General features: G+C 62.7%; 7 protein-coding genes. 2 read left to right on the forward strand and 5 right to left on the reverse strand.

All coding sequences use genetic code 11. The features are described from left to right. Nucleotides 1-16: 16 nt before the first annotated feature. From lldD to ACCQ08_RS06100, 5 genes are all read right to left on the reverse strand, one after another. Nucleotides 17-1153 (reverse strand): FMN-dependent L-lactate dehydrogenase LldD, encoded by a 1137-nt coding sequence (gene lldD, locus ACCQ08_RS06080; protein WP_239809950.1) that lies wholly within the window; start codon nt 1151-1153, stop codon nt 17-19. 68 nt (nt 1154-1221) lie between these two features. Next, entirely contained in the window at nt 1222-1998 is a 777-nt protein-coding gene (gene lldR, locus ACCQ08_RS06085; protein ID WP_239809951.1) for a transcriptional regulator LldR, read from the reverse strand. A 66-nt stretch (nt 1999-2064) separates the two neighbouring features. Continuing rightward, a complete protein-coding gene (gene lldP, locus ACCQ08_RS06090) occupies nt 2065-3747 on the reverse strand; it encodes an L-lactate permease (RefSeq protein WP_373449208.1) in 1683 nt (560 codons plus the stop codon). Nucleotides 3748-4481: 734 nt separating this feature from the next. Further along, nucleotides 4482-5042, reverse strand: coding sequence for an SMI1/KNR4 family protein (locus ACCQ08_RS06095; protein ID WP_373449209.1), 561 nt, complete (start codon nt 5040-5042; stop codon nt 4482-4484). Further along, nucleotides 5039-15592: a putative Ig domain-containing protein gene (locus tag ACCQ08_RS06100; RefSeq protein ID WP_373449210.1), complete on the reverse strand. Its 10554-nt coding sequence runs from the start codon at nt 15590-15592 to the stop codon at nt 5039-5041. The genes ACCQ08_RS06095 and ACCQ08_RS06100 overlap by 4 nt, the downstream gene beginning before the upstream one ends. 478 nt (nt 15593-16070) lie before the next feature. Here ACCQ08_RS06100 and ACCQ08_RS06105 point away from each other — a divergent pair, with 478 nt between their 5' ends. Together ACCQ08_RS06105 and ACCQ08_RS06110 are read left to right on the forward strand one after the other, a co-directional pair. Then, complete coding sequence (locus tag ACCQ08_RS06105; RefSeq protein WP_239809955.1) at nt 16071-16781, forward strand: response regulator transcription factor; 711 nt, start codon at nt 16071-16073, stop codon at nt 16779-16781. A gap of 86 nt (nt 16782-16867) precedes the next feature. Beyond that, the gene (locus ACCQ08_RS06110) at nt 16868-18793 is read left to right on the forward strand and encodes an ATP-binding protein (RefSeq protein WP_373449211.1); all 1926 of its coding nucleotides are present in this window, start codon (nt 16868-16870) and stop codon (nt 18791-18793) included. The last annotated feature ends 124 nt before the right edge of the window (nt 18794-18917 follow it).

Consider the following 18917-nt stretch of genomic DNA (forward strand, 5'->3'; position numbering starts at 1 on the left):
TGGACGGTGACGGGGTTCAGGGGCGCACCAGCAGGTCGCCGTTGATATCGGCCACCTTGGCCACGCTGGTCAGGGTCATCGCAACGCGCATTTCCTTTTCCATCAGCTCCAGCAGGTGCTTGACGCCGGCCTGGCCCGAAGTGGCCAGCGCATAGATAAAGGCGCGGCCCAGCAAGGTGGCATCGGCGCCCAGCGCGATGGCACGCACGATATCGAGGCCGTTGCGGATACCTGAGTCGGCCAGGATCTTGATCTGGCCCTTGACCGCATCGGCAATGGCCGGCAGCGCGCGCGCCGATGACAGCACGCCATCGAGCTGGCGGCCGCCATGGTTGCTGACCACAATGCCATCGGCGCCAAAGCGCACGGCATCCTTGGCATCTTCCGGATCGAGGATGCCCTTGATGACCATCGGGCCCTTCCAGAAGTCGCGGATCCATTCCAGGTCCTTCCAGGAGATCGATGGATCAAAATTGCTGCCCAGCCAGCCGATGTAGTCGGCCAGGCCCGTCGGGCTGCCCCGGTAGGCGGAGATATTGCCCAGGTCATGCGGGCGGCCGTTCAGCCCCACATCCCAGGACCAGGCCGGGTGCGTGACGGACTGCCAGTAGCGGCGCATCGCGGCGTTGGGGCCGCTCATGCCCGAATGCGCATCGCGGTAGCGGGCGCCGGGCACGGGCATGTCGACCGTGAACACCAGGGTGGAGCAGCCAGCGGCCTGCGCGCGCTCCAGCGCATTCTTCATAAAGCCCCGGTCCTTGAGCACATAGAGCTGGAACCACATCGGCCGGCCCAGGCCGGGTGCCACTTCTTCAATCGGGCAGACGGAGACGGTGGACAGGGTGAAGGGAATGCCATGGGCGGCGGCAGCGCGCGATGCCTGCACCTCGCCCCGGCGGGCAAACATGCCCAGCAGGCCGACGGGCGCGAGGATGGCGGGAATGGAGAGCTTTTCGCCAAACAGCTCGGTGCTGGTGTCGAGCTGGCTCATGTCCTTGAGCACGCGCTGGCGCAGGGCCACATCGGCATAGTCGGCAACATTGCGCTTGAGCGTTTGCTCGGCATAGGCGCCGCCATCGATGTAGTGGAACAGAAACGGCGGCAGGCGCTTTTGCGCGGCGGCGCGGTAGTCGGATGCGGAAGAGATGATCATGGTGGCTCTCTCAGGGCTGGGTGTTTGTCTCGGCTGTTGTCTCGGGTTTTTGTGTGGCGCAGCGCAGGCTATCGCGCAGCGGGCAGGCTGGGCATCAGCTCGGCGGGCAGGCGCATTGAGCGCTCGCGGCGCGCGCGCTCTTCGTCCATCTGCTGGATGGTGTGGCGCACATGCTCCAGATGCTCGCCAATACAGGCGCGGGCGCGCTGCGGGTCACCCTCCAAAATCGCCTGCATCAGGCTTTGGTGCTGCACGGTGAGCTGCTGCAGGGTGACGGGGGCGCTCAGGCGGAACATGTCGTGGCGGTTGCGCTCCACGGTGGACAGCACCACGGTGAACAGGCTTTGCATGACCTGCACCAGCACCAGGTTGTGCGAGGCCTCGGCAATCGCCAGGTGGAACTGCGCATCGGCACGCGCGGCCAGCTCGGCATGGCCGCTTTGCTGGTGGTCGATCATCACGTCAAAGCAGCGCTGGATGCGCTCCTTGTCTTGCGCGGTGGCGCGCTGCGCAGCCAGCCAGGCGGTGCTGCTCTCCAGCGCATGGCGGGTCTCCAGCACGTCGTAGCGGTAGTTGGGGTCCGACTCGATCAGGCCGGCCAGCGGGCCCATGGCCTCCTGCAGCCAATCGGCCGATGGCACCGTCTGCACATAGGTGCCATCGCCGCGCCGTGCCGACAGCACCCCCTGGCTGATGAGCTTTTGCAGCGCTTCGCGCACTGACGTGCGCGACACCCCCAGCTCCAGCGCCAGCTGCCGCTCGGCCGGCAGGCGCTGGCCCGGCTGCAGCCCACGGGCCTGCACCAGGGCAAGCAGTTTTTCGACGACATGGTCAGCGAGGCGCATGGGAAGCTTTCAGGGGTTGTGTGTTCTCGGCGCGGGCGCCATCAACGGCGGATGGCGCAGCGACCTTCAATGGCCTGGAATCATCCACGGAAACACATAGGCCTGCAGCGTAGTCATCAAACCGATGATGACGGCGAAGACCAGGCTGTGCTTGACGGTGAAGCGGAACAGGTCCGACTCACGCCCCGCCAGGCCCACAGCAGCGCAGGCAATCGCGATGGACTGGGGCGAGATCATCTTGCCGGTGACGCCGCCGGTGGTGTTGGCAGCAACGGTCAGCACCTGGGGCAGGCCCAGCTGCTGCGCGGTGGTGGCTTGCAGCGCGGCAAACAGCGCATTGGCAGAGGTGTCCGAGCCTGTCAGGAACACGCCAATCCAGCCCAGGAACGGCGAGAAGAAGGTAAAGGCCTGGCCCGTGTGCGCCAGAGCCAGTGCCAAGGTAGCCGACAGGCCCGAGTAGTTGGCAACAAAGGCAAAGGCCAGCACCATGCCGATGGAGTAGATCGGCACGGCCAGTTCCTTGAAGGTCTCACCCAAGGTCGCCACTGCCTTGGACGGCGACAGGCGGGTGAAGGCGATGGTGATCAGCGCCGCAATCAGGATGGCGGTGCCGGTGGCCAGCAGCCAGTTGAAGGTGTAGATAGCGCCATAAGAGGTGGCAGCGGCCACGACGGGCGGCGTCTTCTCGACCAGGTTGTGCAGGAACGGCACCGGAATATTGATGACGGTGGACGCCAGCGGGCCGCCTGCGGCAAACAGCGCCTTGAAGGGCTTGATGCTCCAGACGGTGACCATCGCAGTCAGGATGATGAAGGGCGACCAGGCCTTGATGACGGCCAGGGCCGTCAGTGGCGCACCCGAGGGTACCGGTGCTGCGGGCACGGCCGTAGCAGCCTGCTCACCCGCCTCCAGCGTAAAACGGAAAATGCGCTTGGGCTGCCAGACCTTGAGGAACAGGGTCAGCGCGATCAAGGACACGATGGCCGAGGTGATATCGGGCAGCTCCGGGCCAATGTAGTTGGCGGTGAGGAACTGCACGATCGCAAACGAGCCGCCGCCAACCAGCACCGCAGGCCAGGTCTCCTTCACACCCCGCCAGCCATCCATGATGGCCATCAGCCAGAACAGCACGAGCACGGTCATGAACGGCAGCTGGCGGCCCGCCATCTGGCCAATCGCAAACGCATCGACCTGCGAGACCTGGCCAGCGACGATGATCGGAATACCCATCGCGCCAAAGGCCACCGGCGCGGTATTGGCGATCAGGCACAGCCCTGCGGCATACAGCGGCTTGAAGCCCAGACCGACGAGCAAGGCCGCCGTGATCGCGACCGGCGCGCCAAAACCTGCTGCGCCTTCCAAAAACGCGCCAAAGCAAAAGCCCACCAGGATGAGCTGCAGGCGCTGGTCCGGCGTGACCGACAGGATCGACGAGCGGATCACATCGAACTGCCCCGTCTTGACGGAGATCTTGTACAGAAACACGGCCGCCACAATGATCCAGGCAATGGGCCACAAACCATAGAAGAAGCCATAGACCGCCGAGGCCAGCGCCGTGCTGACGGGCATGCGGTAGAACAACAACGCCACCGCCAGGGCCAGCACCACCGTGACGGTCCCCGCCTGGTAGCCCTTGAGCCGCAGCTTGGTCAGCGCCAAAAAGAAAAACAGGATCGGAATCAATGCCACCAGGGCCGACACCCAAATGTTGCCAGCCGGGTCGTAGTTTTGCTGCCAGAGAGTTTGCATGGCGATGTCTCGAAGTTATAGGACGGGCGCATGGCGCGCCTTGTTCTTGGGCTGTTCACCAGGGGTATGGGGCTAACGGGCTGCTAGGGTTGCCCTGTGCTTGGCCTAGCCTGGTGAATGGCTTGTTCGCTGAGCCGTTGGTTGGACCTTTGGCTTAAATTGGTATTACCAATAAACCATGGAAACGCCAATCTGCGGCAAAGTTGGGCGATTATTGAGGAATCACGCGGATTTACTGCCAGGGTAAACCCGTAATTTGACAATCTAAGGGCTAAATTACCTTATTGGTAATACCAATTTATCAACTAGAGCTGGACGCACATCCAGTGGCGCTTAGCTCCATTGCCTTACGTCAAGGCGTCTCTGGCACTTGCCCGGGCAGACCATGTTGGGCTGGGCGACTCAGCCGCAGCGTGGGTTCTGTAAGGGGTTGGTTGTTACAGCCCTTGGTACATGGCGGGCTGTGTATCGCGCGGAGGCGCTTGCCTGTGCTTGTTGAGGCAGTCGGATATCTGGGTGGGAATGTGGGACCTTGTGCGGCACGCCGGTGGCGTGGGCACCTATTTAGTGGTCGATGCAGCAGCATTGCTGCGTCGCAAATGAAAAGCCGCATCTCATGGCGAGATGCGGCTGCTGCAACGAGATAGATGGACTAGAAACCCTAAGTCGGCTTCTCTCGACTAATGAGAAAAATTTAATAAAAAGCTTTGCTAATATACAGCTGATTATTCATATTATCTATTACCAGCCCAATGAGAGACAATCAACTCCGCAAAGGAAAGTATATCAGGCGCCACTACCTTGATGTAGTGTTCTTGGTACATAGGATATAGCATTACCACCTGCCCACTTACACCTCCATCACCAGGATCCAAGTCCATAAACCAATAGAGTCCATTTCCATAGGAAAAGAAAATCCTATTCTCATTATAAATTTCAGGCTTAGCTGCACCTTCTACAACAACCTTATCCTCGACATCCAACTCTTTGCACCATTCGAGATCGCTTTGACTTGAGCTAGTCAAATCACTCCATTGCAACGCAGAATAAAAACCATTAAAAACAATCTCGCCAATTGGTGAGTCATGTTGGATAACAACTGGGTTAACTGGAACATCCTCCCCTGGCCAATTTACCATACGCAGAAGACTTTTACATAGTGCAGGCATCTCCTTATGAAGCTGCACTTCAAGGGCATCTATTTGATGATCATCTATCCCGTTGGATTTTGGAAAGCCAATGTCATTCAGCTTAGTAACCAATTCAATAATTCGATCTTGAGTATTTTCAATCATGGTAAATTGTGATTATGTCCATTTTTATCTATATAGAAACTTGGAAGAAAAGGCGCAGATAAATTTAAAAACACATCATTCGAACCTACTTTAGCGCCTCCATAAAATCTCCCCAACCTATTTCCATGTGCTTGATTGTCCCAAGCCGGAACAGAGCGCAACGAAACATGCCCCGCTAAGTACATAAGCGTTCCTCCTTGCAAAGATGTAGCATATGGGTATTCATCGCAATTCGTGCCGACCGGCCGTGGTTTTCCACAGGCAATTGCCATCAAACTATCGGAAACCGGCCTCCTCGATCCACGCATCAACAAAAATGCCAAAGGTCGCGGTATTCCGTCCGCCGTGCTGCCATTACCCATTAGCGAATCCATTATGTGCATGGAAGTATTAGGACTTTGAACTCCATTGACTAATGTCGGTATTTTCCTAAGAAAGCATTTCTTGCTCACCCTGCATTGAACTGCAAAACCAGTCAGCATGGCTGCCACTCCCGCATTGCCAAAGGTCGCATTGCTGGAAGTGATATTGCTGACTGCGGAATCAATGATAGGGGACAACAAAGCATTGGAGAACATGTCAAATAAAGACATTCGAGCATAGGCGATCGATATGTTCATCCCCGCGCTCATCATCCCACCCAATGCAATGTTCCCACTCGGATCCACCGTATTCACCGGGTCCGCATTGCCATACAGGTACTTGTTCAAAGTCAGTGGAATGCGATTCGCACCCGGGTGCTCATCCATCGAGATAAACCGGCCAACTTGCGGATCGTAATCACGCGCACGGAGGTGCAGCAGGCCCGTCTGGCTGTCGGCATATTCGCCGGTGTAGCGGTGGCTGGTGGCAGCGGCATCGGCCGCATTGGCAGGCATGCCTTCGGTGGCGCCCAGTGCAATGCCGAATGCGTCGTAGCTGAAGACATGGTTGGTGGCAGCCGTTTGGGCGATACGCACGCTGCCCAGGCCATCGCTGAACAGCTGGGTTTGCGCACCAGCCGAGGTGCTGGCGATCAACTCGCCCAGGCCATCAGGGGTGTGCACATGCACGGTATCGACCCAGGCACCGCTGTTGACCTTGGTGCTCTCCACCAGGATCTCGCTGTAGCCGCGCTGGTGGTCCACTTTGTAGTGGGTCTCGGTGGTGGTGGCGCCCTCTTTGACCAGGCGCTTGATGCGGCGGCCGCTGCTGTCATAACCATACTCAACCGTTTTGGCGCCGGTGCTGACCTTGGCCAGGCGGTTGTCCACCGTCCAGGCATAGGTGGTGGTCTCCGCTGGTGATGCCTTCTGCGCCAGGTTGCCGCGCTCGTCCCACTGGTAGGTGGTGGTGCCGGTAAGGCTGTCCACACTTTGCGTGAGACGGTCATGGCTGTCGTATTGGTAGGTAGTGACTTGGCCGTTGTGGCCGACAGTGCGACGGCTGCGGTTGCCTACGTCGTCGTAGACGTAGTCGATGGTCGAGTCGAACACCGCAGGGGCGGTTTGTGCCACGCGCTCCTGCAGCAGCTTGCCTGCGGCATCGTACTGGTAGTGCACCGAGCGCTCCACCGTCGCTGCCGGGCTGCCTACCCCCACCATGCGCTCAGCCACCTGGGTGCGCTGGCCTGCGGCGTTGAGGGTGTAGACAAAGCTGGCAATGTCTGCACCGTCTGCCTTTTTGTGCAGCACGGCGGTTAGCTGGTTGGCCAGGTTGTACTGGTAGTCGGTGGTGCTGCCGTCCGCCCGCACCACCTGCACGCGGTTGCCGGCGTTGTCGTAGGCAAAACGGGTGGTGGTGACATCGGGGTGGGTCAGGGTCTCCAGCTGGTTGAGCGTGTTGTAGCTGGCCTTGATGGCCTGGCCCGAGGTGCTGACCTGGGTGCGGTTGCTGTTGGCGTCCCAGGCGTAGTCCAGGGTGGCACTGAAGCTGGTGCCCAGGCTGTTGTGGCTCCAGACCTCGCGGGTGACGCGGTCGTTGCCGTCCAGGGTCAGACCCAGGTTGCCATAGGCCGTATCGGTCTGGCTGTTCATGCGGCCGAAGCTGTCATAGCCTTGGCTCAGGCTGCGGCCATCGCTGCGCGTAACTTTGCTGAGCTTGCCGCCCACGTCATAGCTGTAGATGGTCTGGCTACCGTCAAAGTCAGTACGGGACACCAGACGGCCTTCGCTGTCGTAGACCAAGCCTTCGCTCTTGCCGCCTGGCAGGGTGCGGGCCACACGACGGCCAGCGCTGTCATAGCCATAGCGGGTGGTATGGCCGTTGGCATCGGTCTGCGTCAGCAGCTGGTTGCTGCCATTCCAGGTGTAGCCGGTCACCTTGCCCAGCGGGTCGGTCACTGTCTTGAGGGCGCCCAGCGGATCGTGGCCAAACTGGTAGGCATGGCCCAGCGGGTTGGTCTCGCTCAGCAGCACGCCATTGGCGTCATACGCAAACTGCGTTACCGCACCATGGGCCAAGGTGGTGCTGGTGCGCTTTTGGGTGCTGTTGTAGGCGTGGACCGTCGCCCGGCCCAAGCCATCGGTGGTCTTGACGAGGTTGCCCGCCAGATCGTACTCACGCGTCACCGCAATGCCAGCGGCATTGGTCTGCTTGGTTTCACGGCCGGCCAGGTCGTATTCAAACGCGGTGCTGTTGCCGCGCGCATCCTTGCTGGAGCTGAGCTGGCCTGCTGCGTCGTACACACTCTCCACGGCAAAGCCCATCGGGTCGGTGACCTTGGTGGCACGGTCCAGCGCATCGTAGGCTGTGCGCGTGCACAGGCTGCCGGTGCAGCTCTGGGTTTCGTTGCCGTTGTTGTCATAGGCCCAGCTCTCTACCCTGCCATCGGGGTAGGTGGTCTTGGACTTTTCACCGCGCAGGCTGTACTCATGCGCCGTCTTGCGGCCCTGGCTGTCGGTCTCTTGCACCAGCTGGCCGGCCGCATCGTAGAGGTAGGTGGTGGTATCGCCCACCGCGTTGGTGCGGCTGGTGACATTGCCCTTGCTGTCGTAGCTGGTCTTTTCTACCACCGTGGTGGCAGGCTGGCCCGGCTGGGTGACGATGGCGCGCGTTGTGGAGGTGACGTTGCCTGCGCTGTCATACGCGTAGGTGGTCACCGTACCGTCCGGAGCGGTCTCGGTCTGCTTGAGCGTGGTGCCGTTTATCTTGGCATAGGTGTAGCGGGTGACATTGCCGGCTTTGTCGGTCATGCTGCTCAAGCTGCCTGTGGGGCTGTAGCCCATGCCAAAGGCCTTGCCAGCGGCATCGGTGATGGCGGTCAGATCACCGCTGGCGTTGTAGCCATTGGTGGTGATGTTGCCAGCCGCATCGGTGATGGTGGTGACATTGCCTTGCGCATTGAAGGCCGTTTGGGTCACGCGGCCGGCGGGGTCGGTTTCGCTGGTGACGTTGCCGAAGGCGTCGTAGCTGCGCGTGGTCTTGCGGCCCAGCGCATCGATCACCTCGATCTCGTTGTCATGGGCGTCATAGGCGTACTGGGTGATGCCGCCTGCGGCATCCACGACGCGGGTGATATTGCCCCGGTCATCAAAGTCATACACGGTGGTGTTGCCGTTGCGGTCCTTGATGGTCTGCTTGTTGGCCGTGTTGTCGGTGCTCACCGTCACGGCCTTGCCGGCGGCATCGGTCTGGCTGAGTACGCGCCCGGCGTCGTCATAAGTAGTCTTCAGCGCCAGCCGGCCCAGCGGATCGGTGTAGCTGGTCAGGCCATGCGCTACCTTGGGGTTCTCGTAACGGAAGTCGGAAACCGCATTGCTCTGGTCGACCACCGAGATCAGGTTGTCGGCCGCATCGTAGCCATAGTTCAGCACCTGGCTGCCGGGGCCGGTGATCTTGCTGATCTTGCCTTGGGCATCGCGGGTAAAGGCCAGTGCCCAGCCGCCGGAGTGGCTGATACCGCTGCGCGTGAACTGCAGGCTGTTGCCATTGCGGTCCTTGATCTGCTGAATGCCGAAGTCCTTGTTCAGGATGTACTCGATGCCATCCAGGGTGGTGAGCTTGTACTGCGTGGGGTTGAAGGTCTCCGTCGTGCCCATGTCGAACAGGTCACCACCGGCCAGGCGCAGATCGCTGTAGCCCAGCGCTTCGAGCTTGCTGCCGCTTTTGTTGCTGGCCTTGGCGCTGAACGCGAGGCTGACGCTGGGGTTGGAGGCCCACTGCAGCACGCTCACGCACTCCGGGCTGGCCCGCAGGTCGAACTGCTCAAGCCTGCCATCGGGCATACGCACCGATGCCACGCGGGAGCCCTGGGGACGCACGCAGATCTTGCGGTTGAAGCCCGAGCCCGTCTCCTGCATGACCCAGGAGCGGCCCAGCACACCGTTGGTCTGCAACCAGACGTCCTGGTAGTCCACCGACCAGCCGTAGCCAAAGTCCATGCGCTGCGCGCGCTTGAGCGAGTCATAGCTGCGGCGAACCGTCAGCGGCAGACCTTCGATCTCAAAAGCCATGTCGGTAAAGGTCAGCTGCAGCGGCGCCGCCTTTTGCTCACCGCTGATGGCCACCGTCACCTTGGCGCTGGTCTCGTTGCCGGAGACGTCGCGCACGATCAAACCCAGGTCATACAAACCGTTGGCCAGGGTCTGGGGGTTCAGGTCGCCCAGCTTGGCCGCAGTGACGCTGGCAGTGCCGCCGCCCAGCTTGCTCCACTGGTTCTGCCCGGCTGGCGAGATCATCAGCAGGTACTCGGCCAGGTTGGCATCGGAGGCCGTGCCGATGATGGCCGTGGGCTCATACACATCGGTCACCGTGATGTCGTCCGAGCTGCCTGGCGCAGTGATGGCGGCCAACGGCGCCAGCACATCGCTGGGGTCTTTGACGCCGAACCAGTCGTCCACGGTCACGCTGCTGCCCTTGGCATCGCGCAAGGTCAGGCGCAGGTTGTGCTTGCCCATCGCTGTGGGCGTGAAGACAGCCTGGTAGGCGGCATCCACCGTAACGGCGCGGCCGTTCACGGTCAGGCTGCTGACGGTATAGGGCGCGGTGCCGCCCTGCGCAAACACCTGCAGGGTCGTCGATTCACCCAGGTTGAGGTACTTGGGCGATGGCGTCACGCCGGCCTCCAGCGGTCCGCCCGCTGCGGGCTCGGTCACACGCAAGGTCCAGCTCTGGGTGACGGAGGCCTGGCCGTCCGACACCGTCACGGTGATCGCATGCGTGCCTTGCGCCGTCGGCGCGCCCGAGATCAGGCCTGTGGCCGACATCGTCAAGCTGGCCGGTGCGCCGCTCATCCGGTAGGTGAGGAAGTCGCCGTCCGGGTCCGTGGCCACCACCTGGTAGGCATAAGGCGTAGCGATGGCCGCAGAGGGCACGGGCGCGCTGGTGATGACCGGCTCGCGGTTGGCCGCAATCTGCAGGGTGTAGCTTTGCACCACATAGGCGCCCCGGGTGTCCTGCACCTTGATCTCCACCGCATGGCTGCCCAGTACCGGGCTATTCCAGGTCAGCAGGCCCGTGCCGGCCGCCATCGCCATACCGGCAGGGGCCTTGTCCAGGGCATAGGTCAGTGGGTCGTTTTCAGGGTCGGTGGCCGTGACCTGGTATTGGTAGGGCACGCCCGGCGCCCAGCGCAAGGTGGGCTTGCTGCTGATCTGTGGCGGGTTGTTGTTGGGCAGCTGCACGTAGATGCCGAAGCTTTGCGTGGCATAGGCCCCCTTGGCATCGGTGGCGCGCACCGCAACCGCATGGGTGCCGCCTTGCGCCAACGTAGGTGTCCAGCTGATGGCGCCCGATGTGGCGTTGATGGACATACCAGCAGGGGCCGCGTCCAGCGTATAGCTGATGGCATCGCCGTCCGGATCGGTCGCCCGCGCGGTGTAGGCGTAAGCCGTAGCTGCGGTGGCCGAGGTGACTGGGGTAGAGCTGAAAGCCGGCGCGCGGTTGGACGCACCGGAGACCGAGATGGCATAGCCCTGGGTGGCGATGCCGCCCTTGCCGTCCGTCACCTCGGCCGTTACCGACGCCAGCCCTGCCACATTGGCCGGAATGCTCCACTGAATGGCGCCAGTGCTGCTGTCGATCATCATGCCCTGCGGGAACTCCGTCAACGCATAGGCCAAGGTGTCACCATCAGCATCCACGGCCTTGAGCGCATAGGTATAGCTCGCACCGGAGACACCACTGGTGCCTGGCTGCGTGGTTACCCGAGGCGGACGGTTGCCGGGCTGGCCCACACCAATCGCATAGGTCTGCGATGCGGTGCCGCCCTTGCCATCTGTCACCAGCACGGTCAGTTGCGCCTGGCCGCTGGCGCCGGCCGGCACAGCCCAGGAAACCCGGCCCGTCTGCGCATCAACGGAGATACCGGGCTCGCTGGTGGAGACGCTGTAGGTCAGCGCATCGCCATCCGGGTCACTGGCCAGAATCTGGTACAGGTAGGCTGCACCGGCCGTGCCGGTAGCAACCGGTGTTGAATTGATCAGCGGCGGCCGGTTGGCGGTGATGCCCACGCCAATCGCATAGGCCTGGGTCACTTCACCGCCCCGGCCATCGGCCACCTGGATCTCCACCGTCTCGCTGCCAGCGAAGCCTGCTGGCACGGGCCATTCGAGCTTGCCGGTGGCAGAGAGCGTCATGCCTGCGGGGCCGGTCAGCAACTGGTAGCTGAGCGGGTCACCATCGCGGTCGGTGGCTACGACCTGGTACTCATACACCCCGCCGGCAACGGCCGTCACCTTGGGGGTGGAGCTGATCACCGGCGGCTGGTTGCCGCTGGCCGGCAGCACTTCAAGCTGCCAGTTTTGCTGCGCGACATTGCCGGCGGTATCGGCCACCTCGATCAGCATCGCATGCACGCCCACATCGGCCGCGCTGGTGGCCCAGCTCAGCTGGTTGCCAACCCAGGCGGCTGCTGCAGGCCCGGAGGCCAGGCGGTAGCTGAGCGTTTCGCCCTCTGGGTCAGTCGCACTGACCGAGTAGCTATAGATGGCGCCAGCGCGCACCTGGCTGGGTGGGCGGCTGGTGATGGTGGGGGCGCCATTGCCATACACGGGCACCTGGACTTCAAACGCCTGCTCGGTCTGGCCACCGCGCTGGTCGTCCACCAGCACGCGCACGGCAAACTTGCCGGCGGTGTTGCTAGCAAATTTCCAGGCGATCGCGCCATTGCGCGCGTTGATCGCCATGTCCGCTGGTGCCTGCAACAGCGTCCACACCAGGTTGTCGCCATCGGCATCACTGGCCGAAGCGGTGTAGCCATAGGTGTTGGGGTAGGCCACATAGGTCACCGGCGTGGCGGTAAACACCGGTGCCCGGTTGGGCGAGGCCGTCACGCGGATGCTGAAGCTCTGCTTGCCCTGGTTGCCATCCGGATCGGTGGCGGCCAGCACCACCGCTGCTGTGCCCGTCACTGGCGAGGGCCAGGTCACGGCGCCGCTGCTGGCGTTGATCACCAGGCCTGCCGGGCCGCTGAGCACGCTGTAGATGACCGGGTCACCATCGCGGTCGCTGGCCAAGGCCTGGTAGCTATAGGGCTGGGCGACGGTGGCCGTCACCACGGGCAGGCTGGTGAATTCCGGGAACGCCTGCACCGACACCACCACGCGCTGCACATCACGGGCGCCATGCTGGTCAGTGACCTGAATCACCAGTGGATAGGTGCCGGGCTGGGGGGTCATCCATGAGATGCGTCCAGCCGCATCAATGCTGATGCCCTCTGCCTGGCTGCCCAAGGTGTACTGCAACGGCCCTTTCTCGGGATCTGTTGCGGTGACCTGGTGGGAGAAACTCACACCCGCAGGCACCTTGGCCGGGAAATGGCTGGTGATCTGCGGTGGCAGGTTGCCATCCACCACATGAATGGAGAAGGCCTGGCTGGCCAGCAGGCCTTTGCCGTCGCTCACCTGCAGGTTGACGCGGAAATCCCCCATCAGGCCGGGCTGCCAGCTGATCTTGCCGCTGGCGGCATCCACGGTCATGCCCACCGGCGCATACATCAGCTGGTAGCTGAGCGGGTCGCCATCGGCATCGACTGCTGTCGCCTGGTATTCATACAACTGGCGGACATCCCCGGCAAGCACCGGCTGGCTGGTGAAGATCGGCGGGCGGTTCACCGGGTCGCCTACGCTCCAGTGCGCGGGTACATAGGTCGCTACCTCGCCAGAGCTGCACAGCGCGTGGCCATCCACATCGAGCGCCCGGATGCTGTAGTAGTAGGTCTTTTGCGGCTGCACCGTGCGGTCCAGCCAGGTGGCGTGGCGCGATTGCGTGGTGCCCAGGCGCACAAAGGGGCCTTCCAACTTGTCGGCACGGTAGACCGCATAGCTGGCAGCGCCCGTATCGGCCCAGGTCAGCTGCACATTGCCGGGTTTGGCGCGCAGTTGCAGGTCATTGACGCAAGCACCCTGCGGCGGAATGCTGACCGAGCCAAAGGCATCGACATAGACATAGCCGCCATGACCGCTCTGGGAGCAATCGGCACCCACGACGCGGATTTGCAGCTCATGGCCCAGGCTGCTGTCGGGCACCTCCAGGTCCACATCGATGAACGGCGTGGACACCCATTTGCTGCCCTTGTAGACCGTGGTGTAGAACACGCGGCCAGGCTGGTTGGCAAACGCAAAGTCGTAATACAGCGTCTCGCCCTTGGTCAGATCCTTGATCTCGACAAAAAAGTAGGGCTGGTTCGTGGGCTCGTGACTGGGGTCCTCCAGCACCGCTGCGTAGCTGAATCGCACGTGGAGCTTGCTGTCGCCCGGGTCGCGGTCGGTCTCGGTGATCACGCCTTTTTGGCTGATCTCGTTGATGTGTGCGCCGTTGTCATCGTCATTGACCTTGGCCGAGAAATTGCCTTGGCGCGGCAGCACCAGCTGTGGTGCGCGCGGGTCAAAACGGCCGTCCACCACGGTGACTTTTTCAACACCTCCGCCATTGAAGCGCACATCACCCACCTGGAACGGAGGCGCACCGGTCAAGCCCGGGTTCAGGCCAAAGCGCTTGGTCCAGCCTGTCAGGGTCTGGCTTTCAAAATCGCCATTGACAAAGATCGCGTGCGAATCGCCGCCCGCACCCAGGCCCAGCACCAGCAGCAAGGCCAGGGTCCAGCCGCGCCGGCTGCGCAGCGCGTCTCTACGCTGCAGCCACAGGGCGCCCAACACCAGGGTACTGACCGACAGCACGCTCAGCGCCAGCCATCCCATCGCAGGAATGGCCTTGAGCGCACCGGCAGGTGCATTGATGGAGGCCGAGGCGCGGTTGTTCGACAGCACCGGATCGGGCAGCTCCGATGCCAAGGTCACGGTGTTGACCAGCGGGCCATCCTCCTGCGCCATCACGCCAGTCACATCGATGGTGATGGAGGCGCCCACCGGCATCTCGGCACGCACGCGGACATCGCTGCCCTGGCCAGATGCTGCGCCGCATACAGCGCCGCCCCGGGCGCTGCAGGTCCAGCGCACCGCTTCCACGCCCGAGGGCACCAGGTCTTCCAGTTGCGCAGCGGTGACTGCGGCCGGGCCATGGTTGACCGCCACCAGCTGGAAGGCCACAGGGCCACCAGGCAACACATGGGGCGTACTGGTGGTCTTGGATACGGCCAGATCGGCCTGCGCAGCGCCTGCCGAGCCGACGCTGACCTGCACCAGGCTGTCGTTATTGGCTGCATCGGTGTCCACCGTATCGGTGTGCGTTGGCGCCACCGTGGCGCGGTGCGTCAGCACGCCGTCTACGGTCGCTGTGCCGGTGACCGTGACCACCACCTGGTTGCCCGTGCCCGCAGGCACCTGGGCATCGACCCGCAACTGGTAGCCTGTGCGAGGGCTCGCATCGCAGGCGGCCAGTCCCTGGGCACTGCACGACCATTGCACATCGGCCAGCGACGCGGGCACGGCGCTGCTCAGCGTCACGCCCGTACCGGCAGCCAGACCGGCGTTGCTGACCACCAGGCGGTACTGCACCCGCTCGCCCACCTGGTAGTGGGCCTGTGCCACTGTCTGCGTGACCGCGTAATCCACCTGCGCCCGGGTATCGGGAGCGGCACCTTTGAACAGATAAAACTGCGCAAAATGCCTGCGCGCCGATGCCAGGTCATTTTGCGTGGCACCGGCATTTTCTTCGTCGCCGACCACCAGCCAGACACGGACATCCTGCCCGGGTGCGATGGCCCCTGGTACTGCGGACATCGCAATGGCCATATCCTCACCGCCGGCATTCGGCAAGGTACTGTTACTGAGATCGCCGGTTGCCGCACGGGCGAGCAGGGAGCCATTCCAATAACCCATCTCCCCCGCTTCCCAGCGGTCTGCAGCGATATGGCCGGCAGGCGCTGTCAGCGACGGCGCGACCACCGCTTCGTTGAAGAAGGTATTTTGGGCGGCGTCCTGGTCTATATCCACAAAGCCGGTAATACGGACATTTTCCAGCGGCAATGCGGAGTTATTGCGAAGTAACCACTTCCACTGCACTCCCTCCTTGCCAAAGCTGGACTTCTCGGTATTGACGAGGGTCAAGCCATTTTGAAGCGGCGCCAGGCTTTCAGCCGGAATCTGGCGTATTTCTTCGGTAGCGGCTCCATCGCTGAGAAAAAGGCTTACCCGTTCCACAGTGAAACTGGCCGTCTGCGCGGCGGCCATGCCGGCCACCAGCAAAAACCATACACCTAACCAAAAACTGCTTACTTGAATTATTTTTCGTTGCAGCTTTGTTTTTTGTCGCTGCGGCGCCTGCTGACCTGTCATACCCCACCCGATCGCTTGATTATAGAAATGGGCGAGATTCTCGCTTGAAACCTTTGTTTTCAACTATCACTGTATTTAAAAAGCACTATAGTTACTTATGGTTTCTTAACTTATTTATTTCTTACACCCATAACCCGCGGGTATTTTTGGGGCATCTTGGGATGCCACGCCCGCATTTCCTCAGAGGGCGCAGTCCCCATTTATGGAACACAGGCCTTTATCGGTTTCCGGGCTACCACAGCGAGATAGACGCCAAAACAACGCAGCGCCGCTACAACACCATTCCCGACAAATTCCCCAGTTTCAGGGATGGCATTTTTTGTCCACTCGCATACCATCGCGGGGGTCCGCCCCCGCGTTTGTCTGGTTGCCCATGCTTGAACCCTCGTTGCTTGTTGAAGATGCCCTTTTGCCGGTCCCGGTGTTGGTCGTGGAGGACGAGCCGCTTTTGCAGCAACGCTTGCGCCAGGTGCTCAGGCAGCTGGGCTATGAGGACGATGCGCTGATTTTTACCGGCACCTTGGCCGAAGCCCGTGCCGTGGTGGCCGAAGAGCCGGTGGGCCTGGCCTTGGTGGATCTGCGCCTGCCTGACGGCAATGGCCAGTCGCTGATCGAAGAGCTGCGGGCCGAAGACCCGGGCCTGGGCATCCTGGTGGTATCGGCCTGGAGCTCCGAAGAGCTGATCCTGAGCGCGCTGCGCGCCGGGGCCACCGGCTATGTGCTCAAGCAGCGCGATGATTTTGAGGTGATGCTGTCCATCCGCAGCGTACTGCGCGGTGGTGCACCGATAGACCCTTTCATCGCGCGGCGCATCTTGCAGCTGCTGCCCATGCGTGCGCCCAAGCCGGCGGGCAGCGCCACCCCCGCAGCCCACAGTGGCGAGCTGGACGTGGGCCTGACACCCCGTGAGGCCGAGATTTTGCGCCTGGTCGCCGATGGCATGAGCAACCGGGAAATCGCCAACGAAGTGCATCTGTCGCGCCACACCGTGGAGAGCCATGTCAAGCGCATTTACCGCAAGCTCGCGGTCTCGTCGCGCATGATGGCCGTGCGCGAAGCGCGTGCCCGGGGAATGATTGAGTGAGCCGGCGCTGGAACCCCCTCCCCCGGCTGCTGCAAGCCGGGGCGTATCTGCTCGCACTGTGGTTTTGGCTGGGGGCAGGGCCGGCCATGGCCCAACACCCGCCATCGGGCCCCAGCAACGTGGCCAGCTGCAGCGTGCGGATTCTGCAGACCGATGCCGCCCGCGCCAGCACGCTCAACCCCGCCCTGCCCGCCCCGGCCGATGGCTGGGAGCCGGTCACGCTGCCCGATCTGTGGACCAGCCGCTGGCCCACGCACGATGGCGCCGTCTGGTACCGCATTGCCTGGGAACGCGCCTGTGATGGCCCACCGCAGGTGCTCGATGCCGAGTCTGCGGTGGCACCGACGGCGGTTGCGCTGGGCATCGATGGCATCAGCGTGGCGGGAGCGGTCTATGTGAACCATGACCTGCTGTGGAGCGATGCCTCGCTGGTCGAGCCGCTGTCGCGCAGCTGGAATGTGCCGCGCTGGTGGCTGCTGCCGGAATCGACGCTGCAGCCAGGCACCAATACCATCTATGTCTACGCGGTCGGCCACCGGGCGCTGAGCCCCGGCCTGGGCCAGCTGCGCCTGGGCACGCCGCAGGAAGTAGCCGATGTACAAGCGGGCAAGCAATGGCGCCAGCGCACGGTCTACTTTGTCAATGCCGTGCTCTGCGCGATGGCCGGCGTGCTGTTTTTCAGCATCTGGCTGCTGCAGCGCAAGGCCCGCACCTATGGCTGGTTTGCGCTGATGGCCCTGTGCTGGATGCTGTACCTGAGCACCTACCTGGCGGGCACCCAGTGGCCCTGGCCCGATTCGCTGACCCGCAGCCGCTTCAGCCTTATTGCCTTGCTCGGCTATGTGCTGAGCGTGTGCATTTTCACATTCCGCTTTGGTGCGCAGAAGCTGCCCTGGGTGGAGCGCTTTTTGTGGCTGCTGGCCTTCATCGGCGCTGCCATCACCTGCCTGGTGCCGCCCGAGCATGCACGCCAGGGCTTCAGCCTGGTGTGGCAGGGCGCGACGGCGGTGTTCCTGGTCAATGGGCTGCAGTTCCAGGTCCATGCCTGGTTTCCGCGCAAACGGCCGCGCAATCTGGCGCATATCCTGCTCGCCTGCATCTGGCTGCTGCTGACCTTGGTGGCGCTGAACAACCTCTATTCGGTATTGGACCGCTGGCAGGTGGCGCGCGACTGGGCGGCGCTCAGCGGCGTGCTGGTGATCGGCCTGCTGATGCTGCTGCTGGGCGGCCAGCTGGTACGGCAGATGCACGAGGTGCGGCGCTTCAACCGCGAGCTGAAGGTGGGCGTGGAATCGGCCCGCAGCGAGCTGGCACAGGCCCTGCAGCGCGAGCATCTGCAGGCGCTGGAGAACGCGAAGCTGCAGGAGCGCATGGCCCTGGCCCATGACCTGCATGATGGCCTGGGCGGCAGCCTGGTGCGCAGCATGGCGCTGGTCGAGCAGTCGCCCGACACCATCAGCAGCGCGCGCGTGCTGTCGCTGCTCAAAGGCATGCGCGACGACCTCAACCAGCTGATCGACTACGGCTCCAGCGCTGGCGCGGCAGTGCCTGAGACCCCTGTGCAATGGGCCGCACCGCTGCGCCACCGCATCACCCGCATCCTCGATGAGATTGGTGTGCAGACGCACTGGAGCATTGCCGCGCAGTGGCAGGGCACGGTCGAAGAAGGCAAGCGCCCCAATGCGCTGCAGTGCCTCTTGCTGACCCGGCTCGTAGAGGAGGCGCTGTCCAACGTCATCAAGCACAGCCATGCCAGCAAGGTGCGGGTGGAATATTCACAGCCCAAGCCCAACCAGCTGCTGGTGCGGGTCGAGGACGATGGCGTGGGCTTTGATGTGCAGGCGGTGCAGCGCGCTGGCCAATCGGTGGGCATGCGCAGCATGGCCGCCCGCGCCCAGCGCCTGGGCGCCAGCTTCAGCGTGCAATCGAGCCCTGCCGGAACAATGGTGACGGCCGTGCTGCAGCTGGGCACCGGTTTGCCGGCGGCGGCGCCGGGGGCGGAGCCCCGGTGAGTGCTGGGCCTCATCCCCGAACGCCTGACCAGCCACAGCGCCCACCGTACGCTGAACGATAAAAAAGGCCACCACAGATCAATAGCTGTGGTGGCCTTTGACTATGCGTGTGAGCGGCTCAGTG

It is taken from the genome of Comamonas sp. SY3, from assembly GCF_041730275.1.
GTDB lineage: Bacteria > Pseudomonadota > Gammaproteobacteria > Burkholderiales > Burkholderiaceae_C > Comamonas > Comamonas sediminis.